Genomic DNA, 18,669 nt, shown 5'->3' with positions numbered 1-18,669 from the left:
GAAGCCCACGGAGTGGTGAGGCTTCCCTGCTTTACGCTTATTAAAGAATTTTATTCAAAAAGGCTTTAGTTCGTTCATGCTGAGCATTCATGAATATTTGCTCAGGAGTTCCCTGTTCAATGACTCTTCCTTCATCTATAAATAAAACCCGATCACCCACTTCACGGGCAAATCCCATCTCATGAGTTACAACTACCATTGTCATTCCTTCCCGGGCCAAGTCCTTCATAACACCCAAGACCTCTCCAACCATTTCTGGATCTAGGGCTGAAGTCGGTTCATCAAATAACATAACCTTGGGCTTCATAGCCAAAGCCCTTGCTATGGCTACCCTTTGTTGTTGCCCACCTGAAAGTTGATCTGGATAGGCTTCTTCTTTATCCTGCAAGCCTACCTTGGCCAATAAATCTTTCGCAATGGCATTGACTTCATTTTTAGACATACCCTTAACTTTCATGGGTGCTATCGTAATATTTTCAAGGGCTGTTTTATGGGGAAATAAGTTAAACCGTTGAAATACCATACCCACATTTTGCCTTATTTTATTAATATCTGCACTCTTATCAGTTAAACACATATTATCAATGGTAATGTCTCCAGAAGTTGGTTCCTCCAATAGGTTTAGGCAGCGCAGGAAAGTACTTTTGCCAGAACCGGAAGGACCAATAATAACAACAACTTCCTGTTCCTTTACATGCAAACTAATACCCCGGAGAACATGAAGCTTACCAAAACTTTTTTCTACATTATTAGCTACGATCACCGGCCTGCAGCCTCCTTTCCATGCGGTTCACAAAGAACTCAGATATCAACAAAGTCATAATAATATAGAAGATTGCCACCAGGAACCATATTTGAAAGGCTTTGTATGTGGTTGAAATATAGAGCTGACCACTGCGGGCAAGCTCTGCCAAACCAATGACTGATACCAGCGAGGTATCTTTCATCATGGCAATAAATTCATTGCCCAGGGGCGGAATAACCCGTTTAAAGGCCTGGGGTAGAATAACATACCGCATGGCTTGTACATGAGTCATGCCTAAGGAGCGGGCTGCCTCCATCTGTCCTCTTTCAATGGATTGAATCCCTGCTCTGAATATTTCCGCACAGTAAGCACCACTGTTTAAGCTAAGGACAATCACAGCAGACCAGAACTTATCAACCGGGTGACCAATGATCTGGGGTAAGCCAAAGTAGATTAAAAAAAGCTGCACCAGCAAAGGGGATCCCCGGAAAAATTCTATATATATGACAGCAGGAATTTTAATGAAGGAAATCCGGCTTAATTTTGCCAGCCCAAAAAACAAACCTATAATACATCCAAAAAGTACAGCTAAAATTGTTAACTGAATGGTCATTTTCAGACCCATCAATAATATTGGCAAAGCATCCTGCCAAATCATCAAAATATCCATAGCCTCACCTACCTCTTTCTCCGTTGCATAAATATATGCGTAACAGAATTGTTACGCATACACTATTGTACATGATATCTGGTTGTCCGTCGACCTTTATTTTGGTTCTTCACCAAACCACTTCTTGTAAATTTCAGTGTATTTACCATTTTCCTTGATTGCTTTCAAACCAGCATTTATCTTCTCTAGGGTCTCGGTTTCTCCCTTGGGAACTGCGATACCATATTCTTCTGAGGAGAGAATCTCGCCTACCAGCTTAATTTCATCATTACCTTGCTGGATAAAATAAGCACTCACTGGATAATCATTTACCACTGCATCCACGGCACCGTTTTTAAGTTCCAGCAGAGCTTGATCAGAACTGGTGAAATAAGTAATCTTATCCTTGTCAGTGATCTTCTCAGCCTGCAGTGCACCAGTGGTACCACTTTGTACAGCAAGCTTTTTGCCTTTTAAGTCCTCAAAGCTAGTAATTTCATTGTTACTTGCCTGTACAGCAACAATCAGGCCAGACTTGTAGTAAGGATCAGAGAAATCCACTGCCTTTTTACGTTCATCAGTAATTGTCATAGCTGAAATAACTGCATCAATTTGGTTTGCCTGTAAAGCAGCAATCAAACCATCAAAACCCATGCTACGAAATTCCATCTCATAACCTACTTCATTGCAAATAGCTTCCATCAGTTCTACATCAAAGCCAATATACTTACCTGTACTTGTTTCGGTAAATTCAAAGGGTGCAAAGGTAGCATCCGCTGCTACTACTAGTTTTGGTTTTTCAGCAGCATCCTTTGCGGGTGTTTGATCATTGCCACCGCAACCCACCACAGAAACTACAAGAGCTAGCATTAATACGATCAGCCATGCATACTTGATAGATTTTTTCATTACGATTCCCTCCCAAATGTAGTGCAAATTATTAAACGTTGAATTTTTATTTATCTGTGATTATAAAAATTTACTTCTGCAAAGTTAGCCAAATTCCTTCTTCACTTTACAAAATTATATAAATTCTTTTATTTTGATTCTAAATTGACAGCAAAATCTTTGAATGAGAAAATAAACTGGAATGTTTTACAGGAGGCGGTTAAGTGACAAAAGCATTGCAAATACAGGCTGATTTAGCCCTGTTAGGGGTTACCTTTATTTGGGGTGTAACCTTTGTGGTAGTACAAGACGCTCTTTCAGGTATCGGCCCCTATTATTTTATCGGAATTCGTTTTGCCCTAGCCTTTGCTTTTCTAGGTTTAATTTATAGAAAACGTTTTCAAAATATAACTGCTGAAACTGTTAAGGCTGGCTCTATTATTGGGGTTTTTTTATTTGCGGGATACGCCTTGCAAACAATAGGTTTGAAATATACAACTGCTTCCAATGCAGGTTTCATCACTGGGTTAGCCGTGGTATTAGTCCCGTTGTTTACAGCTTTAATCTCAAAAAAACTACCTAATCTGGCAGTTATCTTAGGTATCACCAGTGCAACACTGGGACTAGGCTTGTTATCTTTGGGAAGCAACTTAAATATAAACCTAGGAGATATCTTAGTTTTTTTCTGTGCTATTTGCTACGCAGCACATATTATTCTAGTAGGAAAATATGCTCCTCAGCATGACCCAGTCTTACTGGCCATTCTTCAAGTGGGAGTGGTGGCTGCCATCAGCCTGGTTTGTGGAGCTCTTTGGGAGACCATGCCCACTGAGTTTACCCGTCCTGTCTGGACTGGTCTTTTAATCACAGCAATACCTGCCACTGCGCTAGCATTTTTAATTCAAAATTCAGTGCAACGATTTACCTCTGCCACTCATACAGCTATTATTTTTATTATGGAACCAGTTTTTGCTGCGGCAACTGGTTGGCTTTGGGCCGGAGAAGTATTATCTTTCCCCCAATGGATCGGTTGCTTGCTAATTTTGGCTGGTATGCTAATTGCTGAACTTAAAGACAACCTATTACCAAAGGTTCAAACCCAAGGAAGTAAAGGAATTTATTAGTTGAGAATGTAAAAGTAGGAAAGGAAAACCCTTCCTACTTTTGTTCGATTTCAGAACATTGTGTGTTTTTTTAGAACATTCAGATTTGTTAATATTGCACCTTGTGCACATCGGAACATGCCGTAGGCCATAATCTCGCTTATTTCTTCTGGCATTATTCTTGCATTATTAGTCTACTAACTAATGATGCTGTAACTAGCTTGACGGAAAGGAGCTTACCCTATGGCTAACGTTTTTTTGGGAGGATCCCTTGATGAGATTCGAAAGGTCATGAAAGAGGGACTTCAGCCAGAAAACATAATTCGCTGTACTTTGCTGGAGGCAATGATCGACGCACGCAATTCGGTTGGTCTAAACCGTCGATTTAAGCCTGTAGTTCTAGTCATAGAACTACCTCAAAACTTAAAAATGCATGTTCAAAATAACCAGCCCTTATACAGTATAAAGAACTTTCGCTCCCATATCAAAAGAATTTATTCCATCAAGATTGATTTTAAGGCACCAAACCTAGTTAGTGTTGCGGGAACCATCTCCCCATACACCATTTTGCCTATGGGGAGCCAAAATCTATCCTTCCAGAAAGAAGCCTTACGGTAACCACTTGCGACAGTGGAGACGGTTCTCCTTGTCGCATTTTTATGCTTTATCTTTCCCTTCTGAACTTGCTGAACATTCCTCTGCAAGACAGATATCTCTAGGACAACTCACTTCTTCTAGGATCTCTTTAGCCTCTTCACAGGGCTCACAATGAATTAAAACCTGTACCTCGGGTAATTCTCCTTCAATCTCGTCCTCAATTTGATCACACAATTTGTGTACTGTACCAATGGGTAAGTGCCGTAATACGACTAAGTGAAGGTCGACATATCGGTAGGGACCAGATTTGCGAGTACGTAGACTATGATATTCAATATATTGGTCAGAGTGTTTGGCCAATACTTTTTTTATTATTCCCTCTTCCTCTGAGGGTAAACTAACATCCAGCATTACCCCCATTGATTCCCTGATTAAATTAAAGCTAGCCTTCACAATCAGGATTCCCACAATAATTCCCACAATTGGATCCAGTAAGGTATATCCCGTAAGATAAATAGCCCCCAATCCGACAAAAACCCCAAGGGATGTATAAACGTCTGTTTTTAGGTGCCAACCATCTGCCACTAGGGCTGGAGAATCAGTTTCTTTTCCCACAGCAATTAACCTTCTCGAGATAACAAAGTTAACTGCTGCTGAAACAGCCATAACACCAGCCCCCCAGCCAAGGGATTCTATTTCCTGACCACCCTGCCAGAGTTTAGGCACAGCTTGAATAAAAATACCTATAGCCGCCACTAGGATTAAAATTGCCTCTATAATACTGGCCAAATTCTCATATTTTCCATGTCCATAGGGATGATCCTCATCAGCAGGCCTTCCCGAATGCCTCACTGCCATGAAAGCTATAAAGGATGCAATTAAATCCAATCCCGAGTGAATAGCTTCAGATATAACCCCGATGGACCCCATACTGAGGCCAACTAACAATTTACCCGAAGTTAGAAATGTGTTGGAGATAATAGAGAGGCGTGCTACCTTCATTTTCTTCTCTTGGACCGAAACCACTTGCATCCTCTCCTTTTAGCCATTAGCTTTTAGCTATTAGTTTTTAGCTTTTAGCTTTTAGCTTTTAGTTTATTACTAAAGGCTAATGGCTAATGGCTAATGACTAATAGCTAAAAAATGGGACTTCATCCTTTGAGTGCAGATGAAGTCCCATGGAATCCGTTGCCAGTATATCATAGTACAAAACTCTTAATCAAGAGTATCCAAAGCCCGCGATTATTCTGGGAACCATCCTAAGCGAGGTTTGCGTGCTGCTGTTACTTCGTCCAGTCTGCGCACGGGAGTGGTAAAGGGTGCATTTTTTAAAGTCTCGGGGTTTTTCCTAGCTTCTTCCAATACTTTGATTAAATTATCGGCAAATTCGTCTAGGGTTTCTTTGTTTTCTGTTTCCGTCGGCTCAATCATGATGGCTTCTTCTACAATAAGTGGAAAATATACTGTTGGCGGATGATAGCCATAATCCAACAGTCTTTTAGCAATATCAAGGGTTTTTATGCCCCGCTCCTTCATATCCCCTGGAGGTGAAGCTACAAACTCATGCATACATATTCTTTGATGGGAAACTTGAAGGTGGGTTGAGAGCTGTTTCATTAGGTAGTTTGCATTAAGTACAGCATGCTCAGAAACCTCTTTTAACCCTCGGCCACCCAGTGCCTTGATATAGGTATAGGCCTTTACTACCACGCCAAAATTGCCATAAAAGGCTTTGACTCGACCAATGGATTGAGGGCGATGATAATCAAGCAGATATTTCCCATCCTGCTGTACAATCACTGGTTTAGGAAGGAAGGGTTCCAAGGCCACCTTTACGCCAACAGGACCTGAACCTGGCCCACCACCGCCGTGGGGTGTACCAAAGGTCTTATGTAGGTTTAAGTGCATCACATCAAAACCCATGTCTCCGGGTCGGGCATAGCCCATGATGGCATTGAGGTTGGCTCCATCGTAATATAATAGACCTCCAGCCTGGTGTACTAGGTCTGCAATTTCCTTTATATTTTCTTCAAAAAGGCCCAATGTACTAGGATTTGTTAGCATCAAGGCTGCCACATCGGGGCCTAGTACTTTTTTTAAGGCATCCAAATCAACGCCACCCCGCTGGTCAGACTTCACTTCTACCACCTGAAAGCCGCAAAGGGTTGCCGTTGCTGGATTGGTACCATGGGCAGAATCTGGCACTATAACCTTGGTACGTCCAGTTTCTCCCTTACTTTCTAGATAGGCCTTAATAATCAGCATACCAGTCATCTCGCCATGGGCCCCGGCAGCTGGCTGCAGAGTAAAGGCATCCATGCCTGTAATTTCAGCCAGGTCCAGCTGGGTTTCATACATTAATCGTAATGCCCCTTGACAAAGTTCCTCAGCTTGATAGGGGTGCAAATTGGCAAAGCCGTTTAACCCCGCTGCATCCTCAGCAATTTTGGGATTGTATTTCATAGTACAGGATCCCAGGGGATAAAAACCAACGTCTACACCAAAGTTCATTCTGGATAGCCTTACAAAGTGTCTAACCACTTCACCTTCACTGGCTTCCGGCAGAGGTACCTCTTGTTCTCTGATAAATTCTGGAGGTAACAGTTCTTTGGGGGAAACTTCTGGTACATCATTGGCCGGAAAAAGAATCCCCGGACGCCCCGGTGAACTAAGTTCAAAAATTAACTTTTCCGTCATGATATTGCCCCCAGTCTTTCCGCCAACAGTTCAATATCTTGGCGGCTTCTTTTCTCTGTTACACAAAATAACATATGCTCCTTTAGTTCAGGATAGTACTGCCCCAGGTCAAGACCACCTAGAATATTGTATTGGAGGAGTTTCTGATTAATCACCTTTGGTGATACCTTGGTTTTGATAACAAATTCCTTAAACACTGGTGTTGGCCATGCTAACTGATAACCAGGTAGAGAGGACAGCAAATTCCTTGTATAGGCTGTCTTTTGTAGGCACAACTCAGCCACTTGTCTTAATCCTCTCCGACCCACCAGACTTAAATAGACTGTAGCTGTCAGAGCACATAGGGCTTGATTAGAACATATATTCGAAGTTGCCTTATCCCGACGGATGTGTTGTTCCCGTGCTTGGAGTGTTAATACATAGGCCCGTTTACCATCTACATCAACGGTTTGACCAACAATTCTTCCAGGCATCTTGCGAAGAAGTTTTTCCTTACAGGCCATAAATCCCAGGTACGGACCTCCGTAGGACAAGGGAATACCTAAAGCTTGTCCTTCTCCCACAACAATATCGGCACCACATTGTCCCGGAGATCTTAGTAATCCCAGGGCAATGGGATCAGCACAAACCACAAGTAATGCTCCTACGGCATGGGCTCTCTCCGCCAATTCTACCAAATCCTCAATACAACCAAAGAAATTGGGATACTGAACCAAGATGGCAGCTGTGTTTTTATCCAGATAATTATTAAGATCGTCTGTCTGGGTCAAACCCTGCTGGTAAGCAATCTCCGAAATTTTGATAGCTGGCCCACGTAAGTAGGTCTTGATTACTTCACGATATTCCGGGTGTACAGTCTTGGCCACCAGAACTTGGTCCCGCCGGGTGGCAGCACAGGCCATTAAAGCAGCCTCAGCCAAAGCACTGGCCCCATCATACATCGATGCATTGGCAGCATCCATGCCTGTCAACAGACAGATCATGCTCTGATATTCAAAGATGCTTTGGAGAACTCCCTGGCTGATTTCCGGTTGATAAGGTGTATAGGCCGTATAAAACTCGGAACGGGATAAGATATGTTTCACAGCACTGGGGACATAATGATCGTAGGCTCCAGCACCTAGAAAGCAAATATTTTCCTCCACCCCTTGATTTAATCCGGCCATGGAAAACAGATGGCGTTGTAATTCTATTTCCGTTAAACCACCCTCCACAGCAAGTTCGCGGTTAAACCGAATTTGGGAGGGAATATCCTGAAACAATTCTGCCGTGTTTTCAATGCCGATGTCCCGTAACATCTGGCATAGTTCTTCATTAGTATGAGGAATGAATTTCAAATTAACCAACCTCTTCCCCTTTTAGGCTTCTGTTACCATAGACTTATATTGCTGGGCATTCATTAAATTGTCCAATTCAGAGGTATCGGACATTTCCACAATAATCATCCAGCCCTTTCCATAGGGATCTTGGTTTACTTGCTCCGGAGCATCACTGAGCTCTTCATTTATCTCCAGGACCTTGCCACTTACTGGGGCATACAGATCACTGGCAGTCTTTACTGATTCCACCACGCCAAAGGTGTTTTCTGCCTCAATGGATTCCCCTACCGAAGGGAGTTCAACAAATACAATATCTCCCAAGGAATCCTGAGCATAGTCGGTAATACCAATAATAGCCCGATTACCCTCAACTCTTACCCATTCATGTTCTTTGGTGTACTTTAAATCTTCCTGCAAATTCATCTTTTAGTCCTCCCTTTTATAAAATGGTTTTTCTACAATCCGTGCTTTAATCGGTTTGTTGCGAATCATGACAGACAATTCATTACCCATTGCAGCATGTTGTACGGCCACATAGCCCAAACCTAAATTCTTACCTATAGTTGGTGCAAAGGTGCCAGAAGTTATCCAACCTACCTCTTGGCCTTCTCTAACAATGGCATAACCCTGACGGGGTATCCCTCTATCAATCATTTCTAGGCCCACTAATTTATATGCCGGCCCTGCTTCCTTTTGTTGAAACAATGATTCTTTCCCAATAAATTCAGGTTTGCTAAATTTTACTGTCCAACCCAACCCAGCCATCAAAGGAGAAATCTCATCTGTTAGCTCATGACCATAAAGTGCTAAGCAGGCCTCAAACCGTAGGGTATCCCTAGCCCCTAAACCCACGGGTTTAATTCCTTCCTCTGCTCCAGTTGTCATAATAGCCTGCCAGAGCATTTCTGCATGTTCTGCTGGAAAGTAAAGTTCAAAGCCCGCTTCACCTGTATAACCTGTACGTGAAATAAGGCAATTTATTCCTTCAACAGTGCCGTATACAAAACAAAAGTATCTAATTTCATTGAGATTTACCGCCGTTAACTTTTGTAAGATTTTTTCAGCCCGTGGTCCCTGCAAGGCCAGTTGACAAGTAATTTCGGATACATTTTTTATCTCCACATCCGGCGTCTGTTTTCTTTTAAGCCAGTTAAAGTCTTTTTCTATATTGGAAGCATTTACTACTAATAGATATTGCTGCTCTTCCAACTGATAGACCAATAAATCGTCAATGGTCCCCCCCTGGGAGTTGCACATAGGAGAATAAAGGGCACACCCTGGCTTTAGCCTCGATAAATCATTGGTTATAAGTTTCTGCACAAATTCCCTAGCAGCTAAACCTGATATTTGGATTTCTCCCATATGGGAAACATCAAATAACCCAGCAGCAGAACGCACAGCCTGATGTTCTTTAATTATTCCTTCATACTGGACTGGCATTAGCCAGCCACCAAATTCCACCATCTTTGCCCCTGCAGACAAATGCACCTGGAATAAAGGCGTACGTTTTAATTCCTGCATACCTCCACCTCCCTATTATTATGTCTCTTGGCTAAATATTTTAAGTGTAAAAACAAAAAGGACAAAGCTATACCCTTACTGGTATAACTCTGTCCTTGTAACCTGAGAGATGACTTCCATTTGAAGCTTCCCCTTGGGTGTCCGCCATTATAAGCAGTACTCTCCAGAGTTTGTCCGACCGCAGTCCTTTTGCCTGAGAGTTTAACCTGTTTACACAGCCATAAACAGAATTGCTCCTTCGGCGCCCCCTTGGATCTCTCCCGCAGCCATCATCCAAAAATATTGATTTTTATAAACATTTCTTCCTATTTTCAAAAATTCCTCTTTTTCTAACTAATGTGAAAATAATATCTTCCTCATGGATCAAGTCACATTAGATCATAGTAACCAGGTAGGTAAACTATTGTTAGCATAATCTATTGCAGTTAAGAAATAATAAAAATAATATCATTCAAAGGAGGAGCTAACTTGAATAAATTCAAAAATTTAACATTATTATCCCTGACATTATTATTGGGTACTTCCCTTGTCTTTGGCGGCTGCACTGCCGCCAAGAAGCCTCTTGATCCAACACAACAGGTCCCAGCTAAGCCTAATAACAATACCACCCAGAATCAAAATTACCCTCAGGATTTAGCAGATCGGGTGGTTAATGAAGCAAATCAAGTGGAAGGCGTGCAGGGTTCCACAGCAGTAATCTCCGGTAAGAGAATTTATTTGGGCCTAGACTTAAACGCAAATTTAGAGACTACCCATTCTGCCCAAATAGAACAAAATGTCACTGATCGAGTGAAAAATATTGATCAAAATTACACTGTTATTGTTACCTCGGATATTGATACCGTGACTAGAATCAAAAAAATAGGACAGGGAATTTCCCAGGGGAAACCTATCTCATCCTTTAATGAGGAATTTGAGGATATCAATACTAGACTGACACCTAGAACCAAGTAAAATTAACCATTAGCTTTTAGTCTTTAGCTATTAGCTTTCCGGAGAGGCCTTGGGCCATGAGCCTTGGGCCTTGGGCTTTTTTATGCATGTTATGTTCAAGGGGCTTTAGCACATGGCCACTGTATTTGATCAGTGGTTAAGACCAAACTTCATTATGTGCATTTGTGCAAATTTGGGAGGTTAGCATGGATTCTGTGGTTCAAAAGTTAAATCATACTATTAAAAAGAAAAAGGACAGTAAAGTACAAAGGGACGGCAAGAAAAAGGAAAAGAAGCCCACCCCGATGGATTTATTGAAACTGGAGATTGCCGAAGAATTGGGCCTAGCCCATAAGGTTAAGCAAGATGGTTGGGGCGGCTTGACATCAGCTGAGTCAGGGCGGATCGGCGGCATTATTACCCAGCGAGCAAAAAAGGGTATTATTGATCTAGATGCACTGCGAGCTAAAGATTAATGATTATCGTTCCCTACAGTTCCACTTACGTCATAGCTGTAGAATAAATATCAAAAAGAGTGTCGTTAGCTATTGAAAAATAGTTTCACGACACTCCTTTTTTAATCCTTAGCTATAAGACATGAGCCTTGGGCCTTTTTGCACATTGGATATTTGGCACATGGCGCACAGCCAGAACCAAAATAACTCTTAAGCAAAAAATGCAAAAAGCTGAAGGCTAACGGCTGAGGGTTGATGGCAAATTATAATTCACTGGCCACTGTACTTTTTACCACCTCAGCACAACGGGGGCAAAGGGTGGAGTGTTCGGCGATGCTGCCCACTTCTTCATGGTACATCCAACAGCGCTCACACTTGGCACCTGGGGCGTCAGTCACCTGGACAGCTAGTTCCATTTCTTCTGCTTTTGCTGCATTTGCTGGGGCATCAGTAAATGGGTGCAGATTTACTTTGGAAACAATAAATAACGTAGTTAACTCAGTGGCCATTGGTTTAAGAACTTCTGCCACTTCTCCTGCCATATAAAGGTCTAATTGGGCTTCCAATGCATTACCAATAACTTTATTCTGACGGGCTACTTCCAAAGCCTTTAATACCTCTTTGCGAATTTCATGGATTTTATCCCATTTCTTCTCCAACTCAATATCCAAATACTCCACATTCACTTCGGGCATATCTAGCAGTTGCACACTAACAGCACGTTCTCCCACCACAGGCATGTATTTGTAAATTTCCTCGGTGGTAAAGGCCAGTACCGGAGTCAACAGGCGTACTAAAGCATCCAATGCCTCGTAAAGAACAGTCTGGGCTGCTCGACGCTCTAGGGAACCCGGCACGGCGGTATAAAGACGATCCTTGATAATATCCAAATAGAAAGCACTGAGGTCCACAACGCAATAATTGTGTATGGCATGGTAAACAACGTGAAACTCATAATTTTCATAGGCAGCCAACACCTGCTTAATTAACTTGTGTAGTTCCATTAGGGCCACACGATCTAACTCAGGCAATTTCTCATAGGCTACCTTATCCTTAGCAGGATCAAAGTCGTAAATATTACCCAGTAGGAAACGGGCAGTATTTCTAATCTTACGGTATGACTCGGTCATCTGCTTTAAAATATTCTGGGACAAGGCTAAATCAGCTCGGTAGTCGGCGGAGGATACCCATAGCCGCAGGATATCTGCACCCATCTGACTGCAGATTTTTAAGGGATCCACTACATTACCTAGAGATTTAGACATCTTGCGTCCCTTTTCATCCACGGTAAAGCCGTGGGTTAATACAGCTTTATAGGGGGGTTTTCCTGTCACCGCCACAGATGTTGACAAAGAGGAGTTAAACCAACCCCGATGCTGGTCACTGCCTTCCAGATAAAGGTCCGCAGGACGCTGTAGCTCCGGCCAAATTTCAGGTTGATCTAGCACGGCCAGGTGACTTGAACCAGAATCAAACCAAACATCCATGGTATCCATTTCTTTGCTGAAATCCTTGCCCTTGCCACAGTGAGGACAGGTCAGACCAACTGGCACCAATTCATTGGCTTCCTTGGCAAACCAGATATCGGCACCATGTGCTCTAAATAGACTTTCAATGTGGGTAATGGTTTCCTCAGTGATGATTTCTTTACCACAATCATTGCAGTAAAAAATGGGGATGGGCACACCCCAGGTCCTCTGACGGGAAACACACCAGTCGCCACGACCCTCTACCATATTGTAAATACGATCTTCACCCCAGGAAGGTACCCATTTTACATTGCGGATGGCCTCAAGTGCTTCTTGACGGAAACCATCCACCGATGCAAACCACTGCTCAGTGGCCCGGTAGAAAATAGGTTGCTTACAGCGCCAACAGTGGGGGTACTGGTGTTTAATATTAACGTGGCCCATTAAAGCATCCCGTTCTTTTAATTCTTCGACGATGGACTTGTTGGCATCCATAATAAACTGACCCTGAAACTTACCACCCTCGGCGGTAAATTTACCACGGTTGTTAACAGGAGCCAATACAGGCAGTCCGTACTTTTTACCAACCTGGAAGTCTTCTTCACCATGTCCTGGTGCTGTGTGTACCGCCCCAGTTCCTGCTTCCAGTGTTACGTGTTCCCCTAAAATAACCAGAGACTCTCTATCTTCAATAAAGGGGTGCTGACAAATAATCCGCTCCAGTTGTTCCCCTTGATAGGTGGCCAAAACTTCAATCTCTTCAGCTTCCACAGCTTGTTTGAAGGCTTCTAGTAATTCTTTGGCTACAACAACTTTCTGTCCCTTCAAAGAAGCCAGTACATATTCAAATTCTGGATGCACACTGATGGCTACGTTAGCCGGTAAGGTCCAGGGAGTGGTGGTCCAGATTACCACCGCTGCATCTTGGGGTAAAACACCCTTTCCATCCTTTACAGGGAATTTTACATAGATAGACGGAGAAGTTTTATCTGCATATTCTACTTCTGCCTCAGCTAGAGCAGTTTCACAGCTGGCACACCAGTATACTGGCTTTAGGCCCTTGTAGATATAACCTCTTTTAGCCATCTCACCAAAGACACGAACCTGGGTAGCTTCGTATTTAGGTATCAGGGTATAATAAGGGTTTTTCCAATCACCCCTGACCCCTAGACGTTGGAATTCTTCACTTTGTGTGTTAGCCCACTTTAAAGCATAATCTTTACATTTGGCTCGAAACTCTACTGGGTTTACTTGGTGGCGGTTAAGACCCAATTGTTTAATAGCTTGTTGCTCAATGGGCAGACCGTGTGTATCCCAACCTGGTACGTAGGGGGCATCATAGCCGCTCATGGAACGGTATTTGACAATCATATCCTTTAACACTTTGTTTAAAGTATGTCCTAAGTGAATATGCCCATTGGCATAAGGGGGGCCATCATGCAGAATGAACTTGGTTTTACCTTTGTTTTTTTCCTGTACTTTGTTGTAGAGGTCAATCTCCTCCCAGTACTTTTGAGTTTCCGGTTCCCTCTGGGGTAAGTTTCCACGCATAGGGAAACCTGTTTGAGGTAAATTTAGAGTTTTGCCATAATCCACCTGTATTTCACTCCTGACCTTTGCATTTAATTAAGAAAAAATAAAAGCCCGTCCCAAAAGGGACGAGCTATTTTACCCGCGGTACCACCCTCATGAACAGGCTAAGCCTGAACACTCGATACATTGATAACGGCAACGCAACCGGCCTAACCTACTCCCTGTTTTCAGGTTTCAGCAGGGCACCTCCCGGGTGATCTTCAAAGGATGGTGCTGATCCGGATTCCACCAAGTACCGGACTCTCTGTACAGTTACCAACCATCTACTATCCCATTCAAAGGTTCTGTAAATATTCATAAACAGAATTATTATAACCAAAAGCAAGCAGAAGGTCAACATTTGCAAATAATTGTCGCACTAGCTGTTAGCTGTTAGCCTTAGTCTACGACTAAAGGCTAATAGCTAATGGCTAACAGCTAAGTACAGAACGTACCATTGCTTCACTGACTCCCCGTACCCGGACCAATTTATTTCGACCAGTATGACCTGAGATAATTTCAATGTTAGATTTAGCTATTCCAAAAACCCCCGCCAAAAACTTACAGCAAGCTTCATTGGCAGCCCCATCCACTGGAGGTGCAGTCAGACGAACTTTTAAGGCTCCCTCCATCTCACCAGCCAGGCTGTTTTTAGAAGCCCTTGGCTGAACCCGTACCTTTACCACAACCCCATTTTGATCCTCTTTAATGTCTATCATCCGGTCCACCCCCAATTAGCCATTAGCTTTGAGCCTTTAGACTTTACTTTTGAGCCTTTAGCTATCTGAAAAATGTCCCGACAATTCAACGATACCGTAAGTGACATTTTGTTTAAAACTAAAATTAGCCGTCAGCTCATTTACCCATGGCTGTGGGCTTTTTTGCTTTTAGCTAATGGCTAATAGCTATATTATGCCGTGCTCCCCTCATCCACTGCCTGTATTTTCCCCTCAACGAGCTCCATCTGGGATTCTAACAGGGCTTTAAATTTTGCCCTAAAAACATTGGCTTGTTTCTCCAGATGACGATATTCTACCAAAATGGCTTCAACCCTTGCTTCAGCCATTTTTAGCATCTCCTCGGCTTTACGAGATGCATCCTTCACCATACAATCAGCCTCGTCCTCAGCCTTCTGAGTAATGGTTTGGGCCGAAAGTTTGGCCTGCTCTAGTAGAATTCTAGATTCCTGTTCAGCATTATTCTTCATATCTGCAGCACTTTTTTGAGCCATCACTAAGGTGCGCTGTAAAGCATCCTCTAAATCCCGGTAATGGACAATGCTTTCTTGACTCTGGCTTAATTGCTCTTTTAACTCCTGATTTTCTATATACATTTTTTCATAGTTGTCTTTTATTTTTTGCATCCATGCATCTACTTGTTTGGTGTCATAGCCCCTTAGGACTTTGGCAAACTCCTTTGCCTGAATCTCCACTGGCGTCAAGTAACTCATTTTGAAACACCCCCGCTGCTATTTTACCTTGGGAGCTTGTCCCAAGCTATAAATAACGTTTTAATACTATACCTATTCGACCACTTTTGGTGTTTCCTTTAATCTCAGATATTTCTACTCTCCCCCGCCCTCGTATAGATAGCATATCTCCACTTTGGACCGGGGCAGCCAGATTTGAACAAGTATGCCAATTTAAGTTTAGTCTTTCCGCTTGTATTTCCCTAGCAATGCGGCTTCTGGAGGTGCCAAAACCAGCTGCGGCCACAGCATCTAAACGGAGGGAGGCAACAGTTGTTTTGATTTCTTTCACTTTTAATTCCGGTAATACTAACTCCATGGGGCCAATTTCCCTAACTTCCACCCCAACTTTATGAACTTTGGTCAAATTTGTCATTAGGTAGGGAGCAACTTCCTGAGCTACCATCACCTGACAGCCCTTAGGGGTAATAATTAAATCCCCAACCATTTCACGTTTTAGGCCTAATCCTAATAATGAACCTAAAAAATCCCGGTGATTAACCTTCACCATTTTAAAATTACCTTCTACTTCCAAGATGGTAATTTCATAATCGATGTCTGTACCATCCAAATAGTCTGGGAAAATGGCCGTACGGGCTCTTTCTGCTATTTCGTAGCCACCATAGGTGGCAAAATCTAAGTCTTGCATTCTTTCCAGCAATGAAATGATGAGACCCGTATGATACGGGTCATAAAAATGGGTTAACTGAGGAGTATGATTTTTTAATACAGTTTCCACTGTGTCTAAAACCTTTGTCAATATAGCCCTTTCATCAGAACTAGTTACATGACCCACAAGGGACTTGCGATCCAGCCTCATTTATCTTACCAAGTTAAAAATAAAGGATTGAATCATTCTTAGTACTAAGAAAGCTACAATCGGAGATATATCAATCATCCCAAGGGGCGGTATCACTCGTCTAAAAATATTTAGATATGGGTCAGTTGTTTCGTAAAGGAATCGGATTATTGAGTTATGTGGATTGTGTGGAAACCAGGATAATAAAATTCTTGCTAACAACATCATCTCATAAACCCAAAAAGCTACCTCGAGAAAAGATAATAAACTGTACATGGTTCACCCCGTCATCTTTTAACTTTTTATGATTTGGCCCAGGCAAAAATACTTTTTTCTTTGGTTTCTTTTCTTGTCTCATTAGCTATATCAATATTACTGGGTACAAAGAGAAAAATATTTTGCCCAACCTTCTGCATGTCACCATTTAAGGCAAAGGTTGCTCCGCTAATGAAATCCACTATACGCCTCGCCTGGTCAACACCAGCCTTTTCTAAATTTACCACAACGGCTCTCCGGTTTTTTAGGTTTTCCGCTATCTGGTGTGCCTCATCAAAGGATGCCGGTGCACAAACAACCACTCTAAGTTGACGACCTGAGTGAATACTAACAACAGGCGCGTTTTTCCTTTTTACCTGCTGCAGGTTTTCTTTCTTATCTTCGGCCACCCTTTCTTCTGGTTGTTCTTCCGTTTCATCAAATCCGATAAAACCCAGAATTTTATCAAACATACCTATAGCCATCCAATTCCCTCCTTTAGTACCTACTGCCAAAAATAGCCGTTCCTATTCTTACCAGAGTCGCCCCTTCTTCAATGGCTACCTTATAGTCATTGGTCATACCCATAGACAAATGCTCCATACTTACTCCCGGAATATCCCGCAAACCATTGGCAAGCTCTTTTAACTGTCTGAATACTGGCCTAACTTCCTCGGGATTATCCACAAAAGGTGCAATGGTCATTAATCCTTGGATTACAACACCGGATAGGGCTGCCGCATCTGAAACAAAATCGCGCACCTCTCGGGGTGCTAGACCAAACTTTGTTTCCTCCCCGGCCACATTGACCTGTACCAATACTGGTGTTACAATACCCGCTGCCAATGATTTTTTGTCAATCTCTTCAGCCAACGTCCAGCTATCCAATGAGTGTACCAGTGCAACCTGACCCATTATATATTTTACTTTGTTGGTTTGCAGGTGACCGATTAAATGCCAACGGGCCCCGTGTACTTCTGGAAACTTATTCTGTAATTCCTGGACTCTGTTTTCTCCTAAATTAAGAACCCCTGCAGCAACACATTCCTTTGCTTTGGCCGCAGAGACATTCTTTGTCACTGCAATTAATGAAATCTCTGCGGGATCTCTCCCAACCTTTAGCGCACTTGCAATAATTTCTTCTTTTATAACTGAAAGATTATTAGCGATACTCAATGTCTTTCCCGCCTTTTCTAAAGTTTGTCCCCCTCCCGGACAAACCTTGGATTGACTACATAGGATATACCAGGCTGTATATCCGTACCTTCAATTGCTGCTTGTCCATCTAAACGACCATTTATATTCACAGGCACCCAGCGGACAAGGCCCTTCCAAATAATATACAAACCTTCTTTGTTATCCCTACTTACCAGTGCTTCTTCCTGTATAAGTAAACCCTCGGTCTCCCCTGTGATAATTTCAAAGTTGATTTTTCGGTGATGTAGGATTTCATCTGGATAATTTTTTAAGACCAAGATGAAACCTTTCTTTTCTGCTTCGTTTAACAATTTATCTACCTTTGCTGAAACCAGTTGATTTTCCCATTGTAGTTTTAGTTCTTTGTCCTTAAGCTGTTGCAGCTGTTTAAAATTCTCAGTTTGAAGTTCACCGGCTAAAAATATTGGTGCCAAATTATCAATCACTTTGGCTACAGGGGCACCTTTTTCAACATTTCCACCTACTGGTGAATCAGTGCCAGTATTTATTTTATCCAAAGGTGGTATTTCAACAACATCTAAATTGCCAGGAACTAAAATAGTTTCCAGTCCATCAATATGTCTACAAAACATACCACCATGGGGAGCATTTACGGCATACTGTTTTAATCCCGAGATAGTATCCATACTAGGTGCTTCCAATATACCAAGGGTAGTACCCCCTTTTGCCCTTTGACCATCTGAAATAGAATACTTCATTACTCCCTTTAGAGGAGCATGGATAAGGTATTCATGCTTAATCAATACGGCTTCTGCTAAAATTTTTCCTGTAAGTTGCCCAGGCTCTAGGGCTTCAATGCGTGCAAAACTTCTATATATAAAGCCCTTAAGACCTAACAAAAACCAAAACAATAGAAGTAAACCTAAACAAAGAAATATCACCTTTATCACTAGCTTTTTTCTAGAACCTCTTTTTTTTGACTTGCTAGCATTTTTTGGGGTCAAAAGTATCACCTGCCTAAATATGCCAGTTAAAACTTTT

Annotated in this window: 20 protein-coding genes, 1 riboswitch and 1 other annotated feature; of the genes, 4 read left to right on the top strand and 16 right to left on the bottom strand. The window is 42.3% G+C overall.

From position 1 onward, the window contains the following. Positions 1 to 40 precede the first annotated feature (40 nt). The 3 genes from ACYQ03_RS16940 to ACYQ03_RS16930 all read right to left on the bottom strand — a co-directional run bounded on the left by ACYQ03_RS16940 (position 41) and on the right by ACYQ03_RS16930 (position 2,303). The gene (locus tag ACYQ03_RS16940) at positions 41 to 763 is read right to left on the bottom strand and encodes an amino acid ABC transporter ATP-binding protein (RefSeq protein ID WP_459911140.1); all 723 of its coding nucleotides are present in this window, start codon (positions 761 to 763) and stop codon (positions 41 to 43) included. Continuing rightward, positions 750 to 1,415 (bottom strand): amino acid ABC transporter permease, encoded by a 666-nt coding sequence (locus ACYQ03_RS16935; RefSeq protein ID WP_459911139.1) that lies wholly within the window; start codon positions 1,413 to 1,415, stop codon positions 750 to 752. The genes ACYQ03_RS16940 and ACYQ03_RS16935 overlap by 14 nt, the downstream gene beginning before the upstream one ends. 96 nt (positions 1,416 to 1,511) lie before the next feature. Next, entirely contained in the window at positions 1,512 to 2,303 is a 792-nt protein-coding gene (locus ACYQ03_RS16930; protein ID WP_459911138.1) for a basic amino acid ABC transporter substrate-binding protein, read from the bottom strand. 203 nt (positions 2,304 to 2,506) lie between these two features. Here ACYQ03_RS16930 and ACYQ03_RS16925 point away from each other — a divergent pair, with 203 nt between their 5' ends. Together ACYQ03_RS16925 and ACYQ03_RS16920 are read left to right on the top strand one after the other, a co-directional pair. After that, positions 2,507 to 3,406 carry a DMT family transporter gene (locus tag ACYQ03_RS16925; protein ID WP_459911137.1) on the top strand — a complete coding sequence of 300 codons (900 nt, stop codon included), beginning with the start codon at positions 2,507 to 2,509 and terminating at the stop codon, positions 3,404 to 3,406. A 222-nt stretch (positions 3,407 to 3,628) separates the two neighbouring features. Beyond that, complete coding sequence (locus ACYQ03_RS16920) at positions 3,629 to 4,003, top strand: hypothetical protein (RefSeq protein WP_459911136.1); 375 nt, start codon at positions 3,629 to 3,631, stop codon at positions 4,001 to 4,003. Positions 4,004 to 4,042: 39 nt separating this feature from the next. Here the strand turns inward: ACYQ03_RS16920 and ACYQ03_RS16915 are convergent, their stop codons facing one another. The 5 genes from ACYQ03_RS16915 to gcvT all read right to left on the bottom strand — a co-directional run bounded on the left by ACYQ03_RS16915 (position 4,043) and on the right by gcvT (position 9,519). Then, complete coding sequence (locus ACYQ03_RS16915) at positions 4,043 to 5,008, bottom strand: cation diffusion facilitator family transporter (protein WP_459911135.1); 966 nt, start codon at positions 5,006 to 5,008, stop codon at positions 4,043 to 4,045. A 216-nt stretch (positions 5,009 to 5,224) separates the two neighbouring features. After that, the gene (gene gcvPB / locus ACYQ03_RS16910; protein WP_459911134.1) at positions 5,225 to 6,679 is read right to left on the bottom strand and encodes an aminomethyl-transferring glycine dehydrogenase subunit GcvPB; all 1,455 of its coding nucleotides are present in this window, start codon (positions 6,677 to 6,679) and stop codon (positions 5,225 to 5,227) included. Further along, positions 6,676 to 8,016, bottom strand: coding sequence for an aminomethyl-transferring glycine dehydrogenase subunit GcvPA (gene gcvPA, locus ACYQ03_RS16905; RefSeq protein ID WP_459911133.1), 1,341 nt, complete (start codon positions 8,014 to 8,016; stop codon positions 6,676 to 6,678). Before gcvPA ends, gcvPB begins: the two co-directional genes overlap by 4 nt. 21 nt (positions 8,017 to 8,037) lie before the next feature. Next, on the bottom strand, positions 8,038 to 8,421 hold the full coding sequence (gcvH, locus tag ACYQ03_RS16900) for a glycine cleavage system protein GcvH (protein ID WP_459911132.1): 384 nt from the start codon (positions 8,419 to 8,421) through the stop codon (positions 8,038 to 8,040). 3 nt (positions 8,422 to 8,424) lie between these two features. Continuing rightward, the gene (gcvT, locus tag ACYQ03_RS16895; protein ID WP_459911131.1) at positions 8,425 to 9,519 is read right to left on the bottom strand and encodes a glycine cleavage system aminomethyltransferase GcvT; all 1,095 of its coding nucleotides are present in this window, start codon (positions 9,517 to 9,519) and stop codon (positions 8,425 to 8,427) included. A gap of 171 nt (positions 9,520 to 9,690) precedes the next feature. Then, a riboswitch (glycine riboswitch) is annotated at positions 9,691 to 9,792 on the bottom strand. A 195-nt stretch (positions 9,793 to 9,987) separates the two neighbouring features. Here gcvT and ACYQ03_RS16890 point away from each other — a divergent pair. Together ACYQ03_RS16890 and ACYQ03_RS16885 are read left to right on the top strand one after the other, a co-directional pair. Then, positions 9,988 to 10,473: a YhcN/YlaJ family sporulation lipoprotein gene (locus ACYQ03_RS16890; protein ID WP_459911130.1), complete on the top strand. Its 486-nt coding sequence runs from the start codon at positions 9,988 to 9,990 to the stop codon at positions 10,471 to 10,473. Between the two features lie 185 nt (positions 10,474 to 10,658). Then, positions 10,659 to 10,928, top strand: a complete 270-nt coding sequence (locus tag ACYQ03_RS16885) for an alpha/beta-type small acid-soluble spore protein (protein ID WP_459911129.1) — start codon at positions 10,659 to 10,661, stop codon at positions 10,926 to 10,928. A gap of 242 nt (positions 10,929 to 11,170) precedes the next feature. Here ACYQ03_RS16885 and ileS read toward each other — a convergent pair whose 3' ends face one another. The 8 genes from ileS to ACYQ03_RS16845 form a co-directional block, all read right to left on the bottom strand. Then, positions 11,171 to 13,972, bottom strand: coding sequence for an isoleucine--tRNA ligase (gene ileS / locus ACYQ03_RS16880; protein ID WP_459911128.1), 2,802 nt, complete (start codon positions 13,970 to 13,972; stop codon positions 11,171 to 11,173). Between the two features lie 55 nt (positions 13,973 to 14,027). Beyond that, positions 14,028 to 14,257 (bottom strand) — a binding site (T-box leader). Positions 14,258 to 14,379: 122 nt separating this feature from the next. Beyond that, positions 14,380 to 14,667, bottom strand: coding sequence for a DUF167 domain-containing protein (locus ACYQ03_RS16875; protein WP_459911127.1), 288 nt, complete (start codon positions 14,665 to 14,667; stop codon positions 14,380 to 14,382). A gap of 191 nt (positions 14,668 to 14,858) precedes the next feature. Beyond that, on the bottom strand, positions 14,859 to 15,398 hold the full coding sequence (locus tag ACYQ03_RS16870; RefSeq protein WP_459911126.1) for a DivIVA domain-containing protein: 540 nt from the start codon (positions 15,396 to 15,398) through the stop codon (positions 14,859 to 14,861). A 46-nt stretch (positions 15,399 to 15,444) separates the two neighbouring features. Beyond that, the gene (locus tag ACYQ03_RS16865) at positions 15,445 to 16,236 is read right to left on the bottom strand and encodes a YlmH family RNA-binding protein (protein WP_459911125.1); all 792 of its coding nucleotides are present in this window, start codon (positions 16,234 to 16,236) and stop codon (positions 15,445 to 15,447) included. Continuing rightward, positions 16,237 to 16,491, bottom strand: coding sequence for a YggT family protein (locus ACYQ03_RS16860; protein WP_459911124.1), 255 nt, complete (start codon positions 16,489 to 16,491; stop codon positions 16,237 to 16,239). A gap of 26 nt (positions 16,492 to 16,517) precedes the next feature. Next, a complete protein-coding gene (locus tag ACYQ03_RS16855; protein WP_459911123.1) occupies positions 16,518 to 16,955 on the bottom strand; it encodes a cell division protein SepF in 438 nt (145 codons plus the stop codon). A 13-nt stretch (positions 16,956 to 16,968) separates the two neighbouring features. After that, positions 16,969 to 17,646 (bottom strand): YggS family pyridoxal phosphate-dependent enzyme, encoded by a 678-nt coding sequence (locus ACYQ03_RS16850; protein WP_459911122.1) that lies wholly within the window; start codon positions 17,644 to 17,646, stop codon positions 16,969 to 16,971. A 17-nt stretch (positions 17,647 to 17,663) separates the two neighbouring features. Beyond that, positions 17,664 to 18,641: a biotin/lipoyl attachment domain-containing protein gene (locus ACYQ03_RS16845; protein ID WP_459911121.1), complete on the bottom strand. Its 978-nt coding sequence runs from the start codon at positions 18,639 to 18,641 to the stop codon at positions 17,664 to 17,666. Positions 18,642 to 18,669 lie beyond the last annotated feature (28 nt).

Source organism: Desulfotomaculum defluvii, from assembly GCF_054657375.1.
This window is presented reverse-complemented; position numbering and strand designations above follow the sequence as displayed.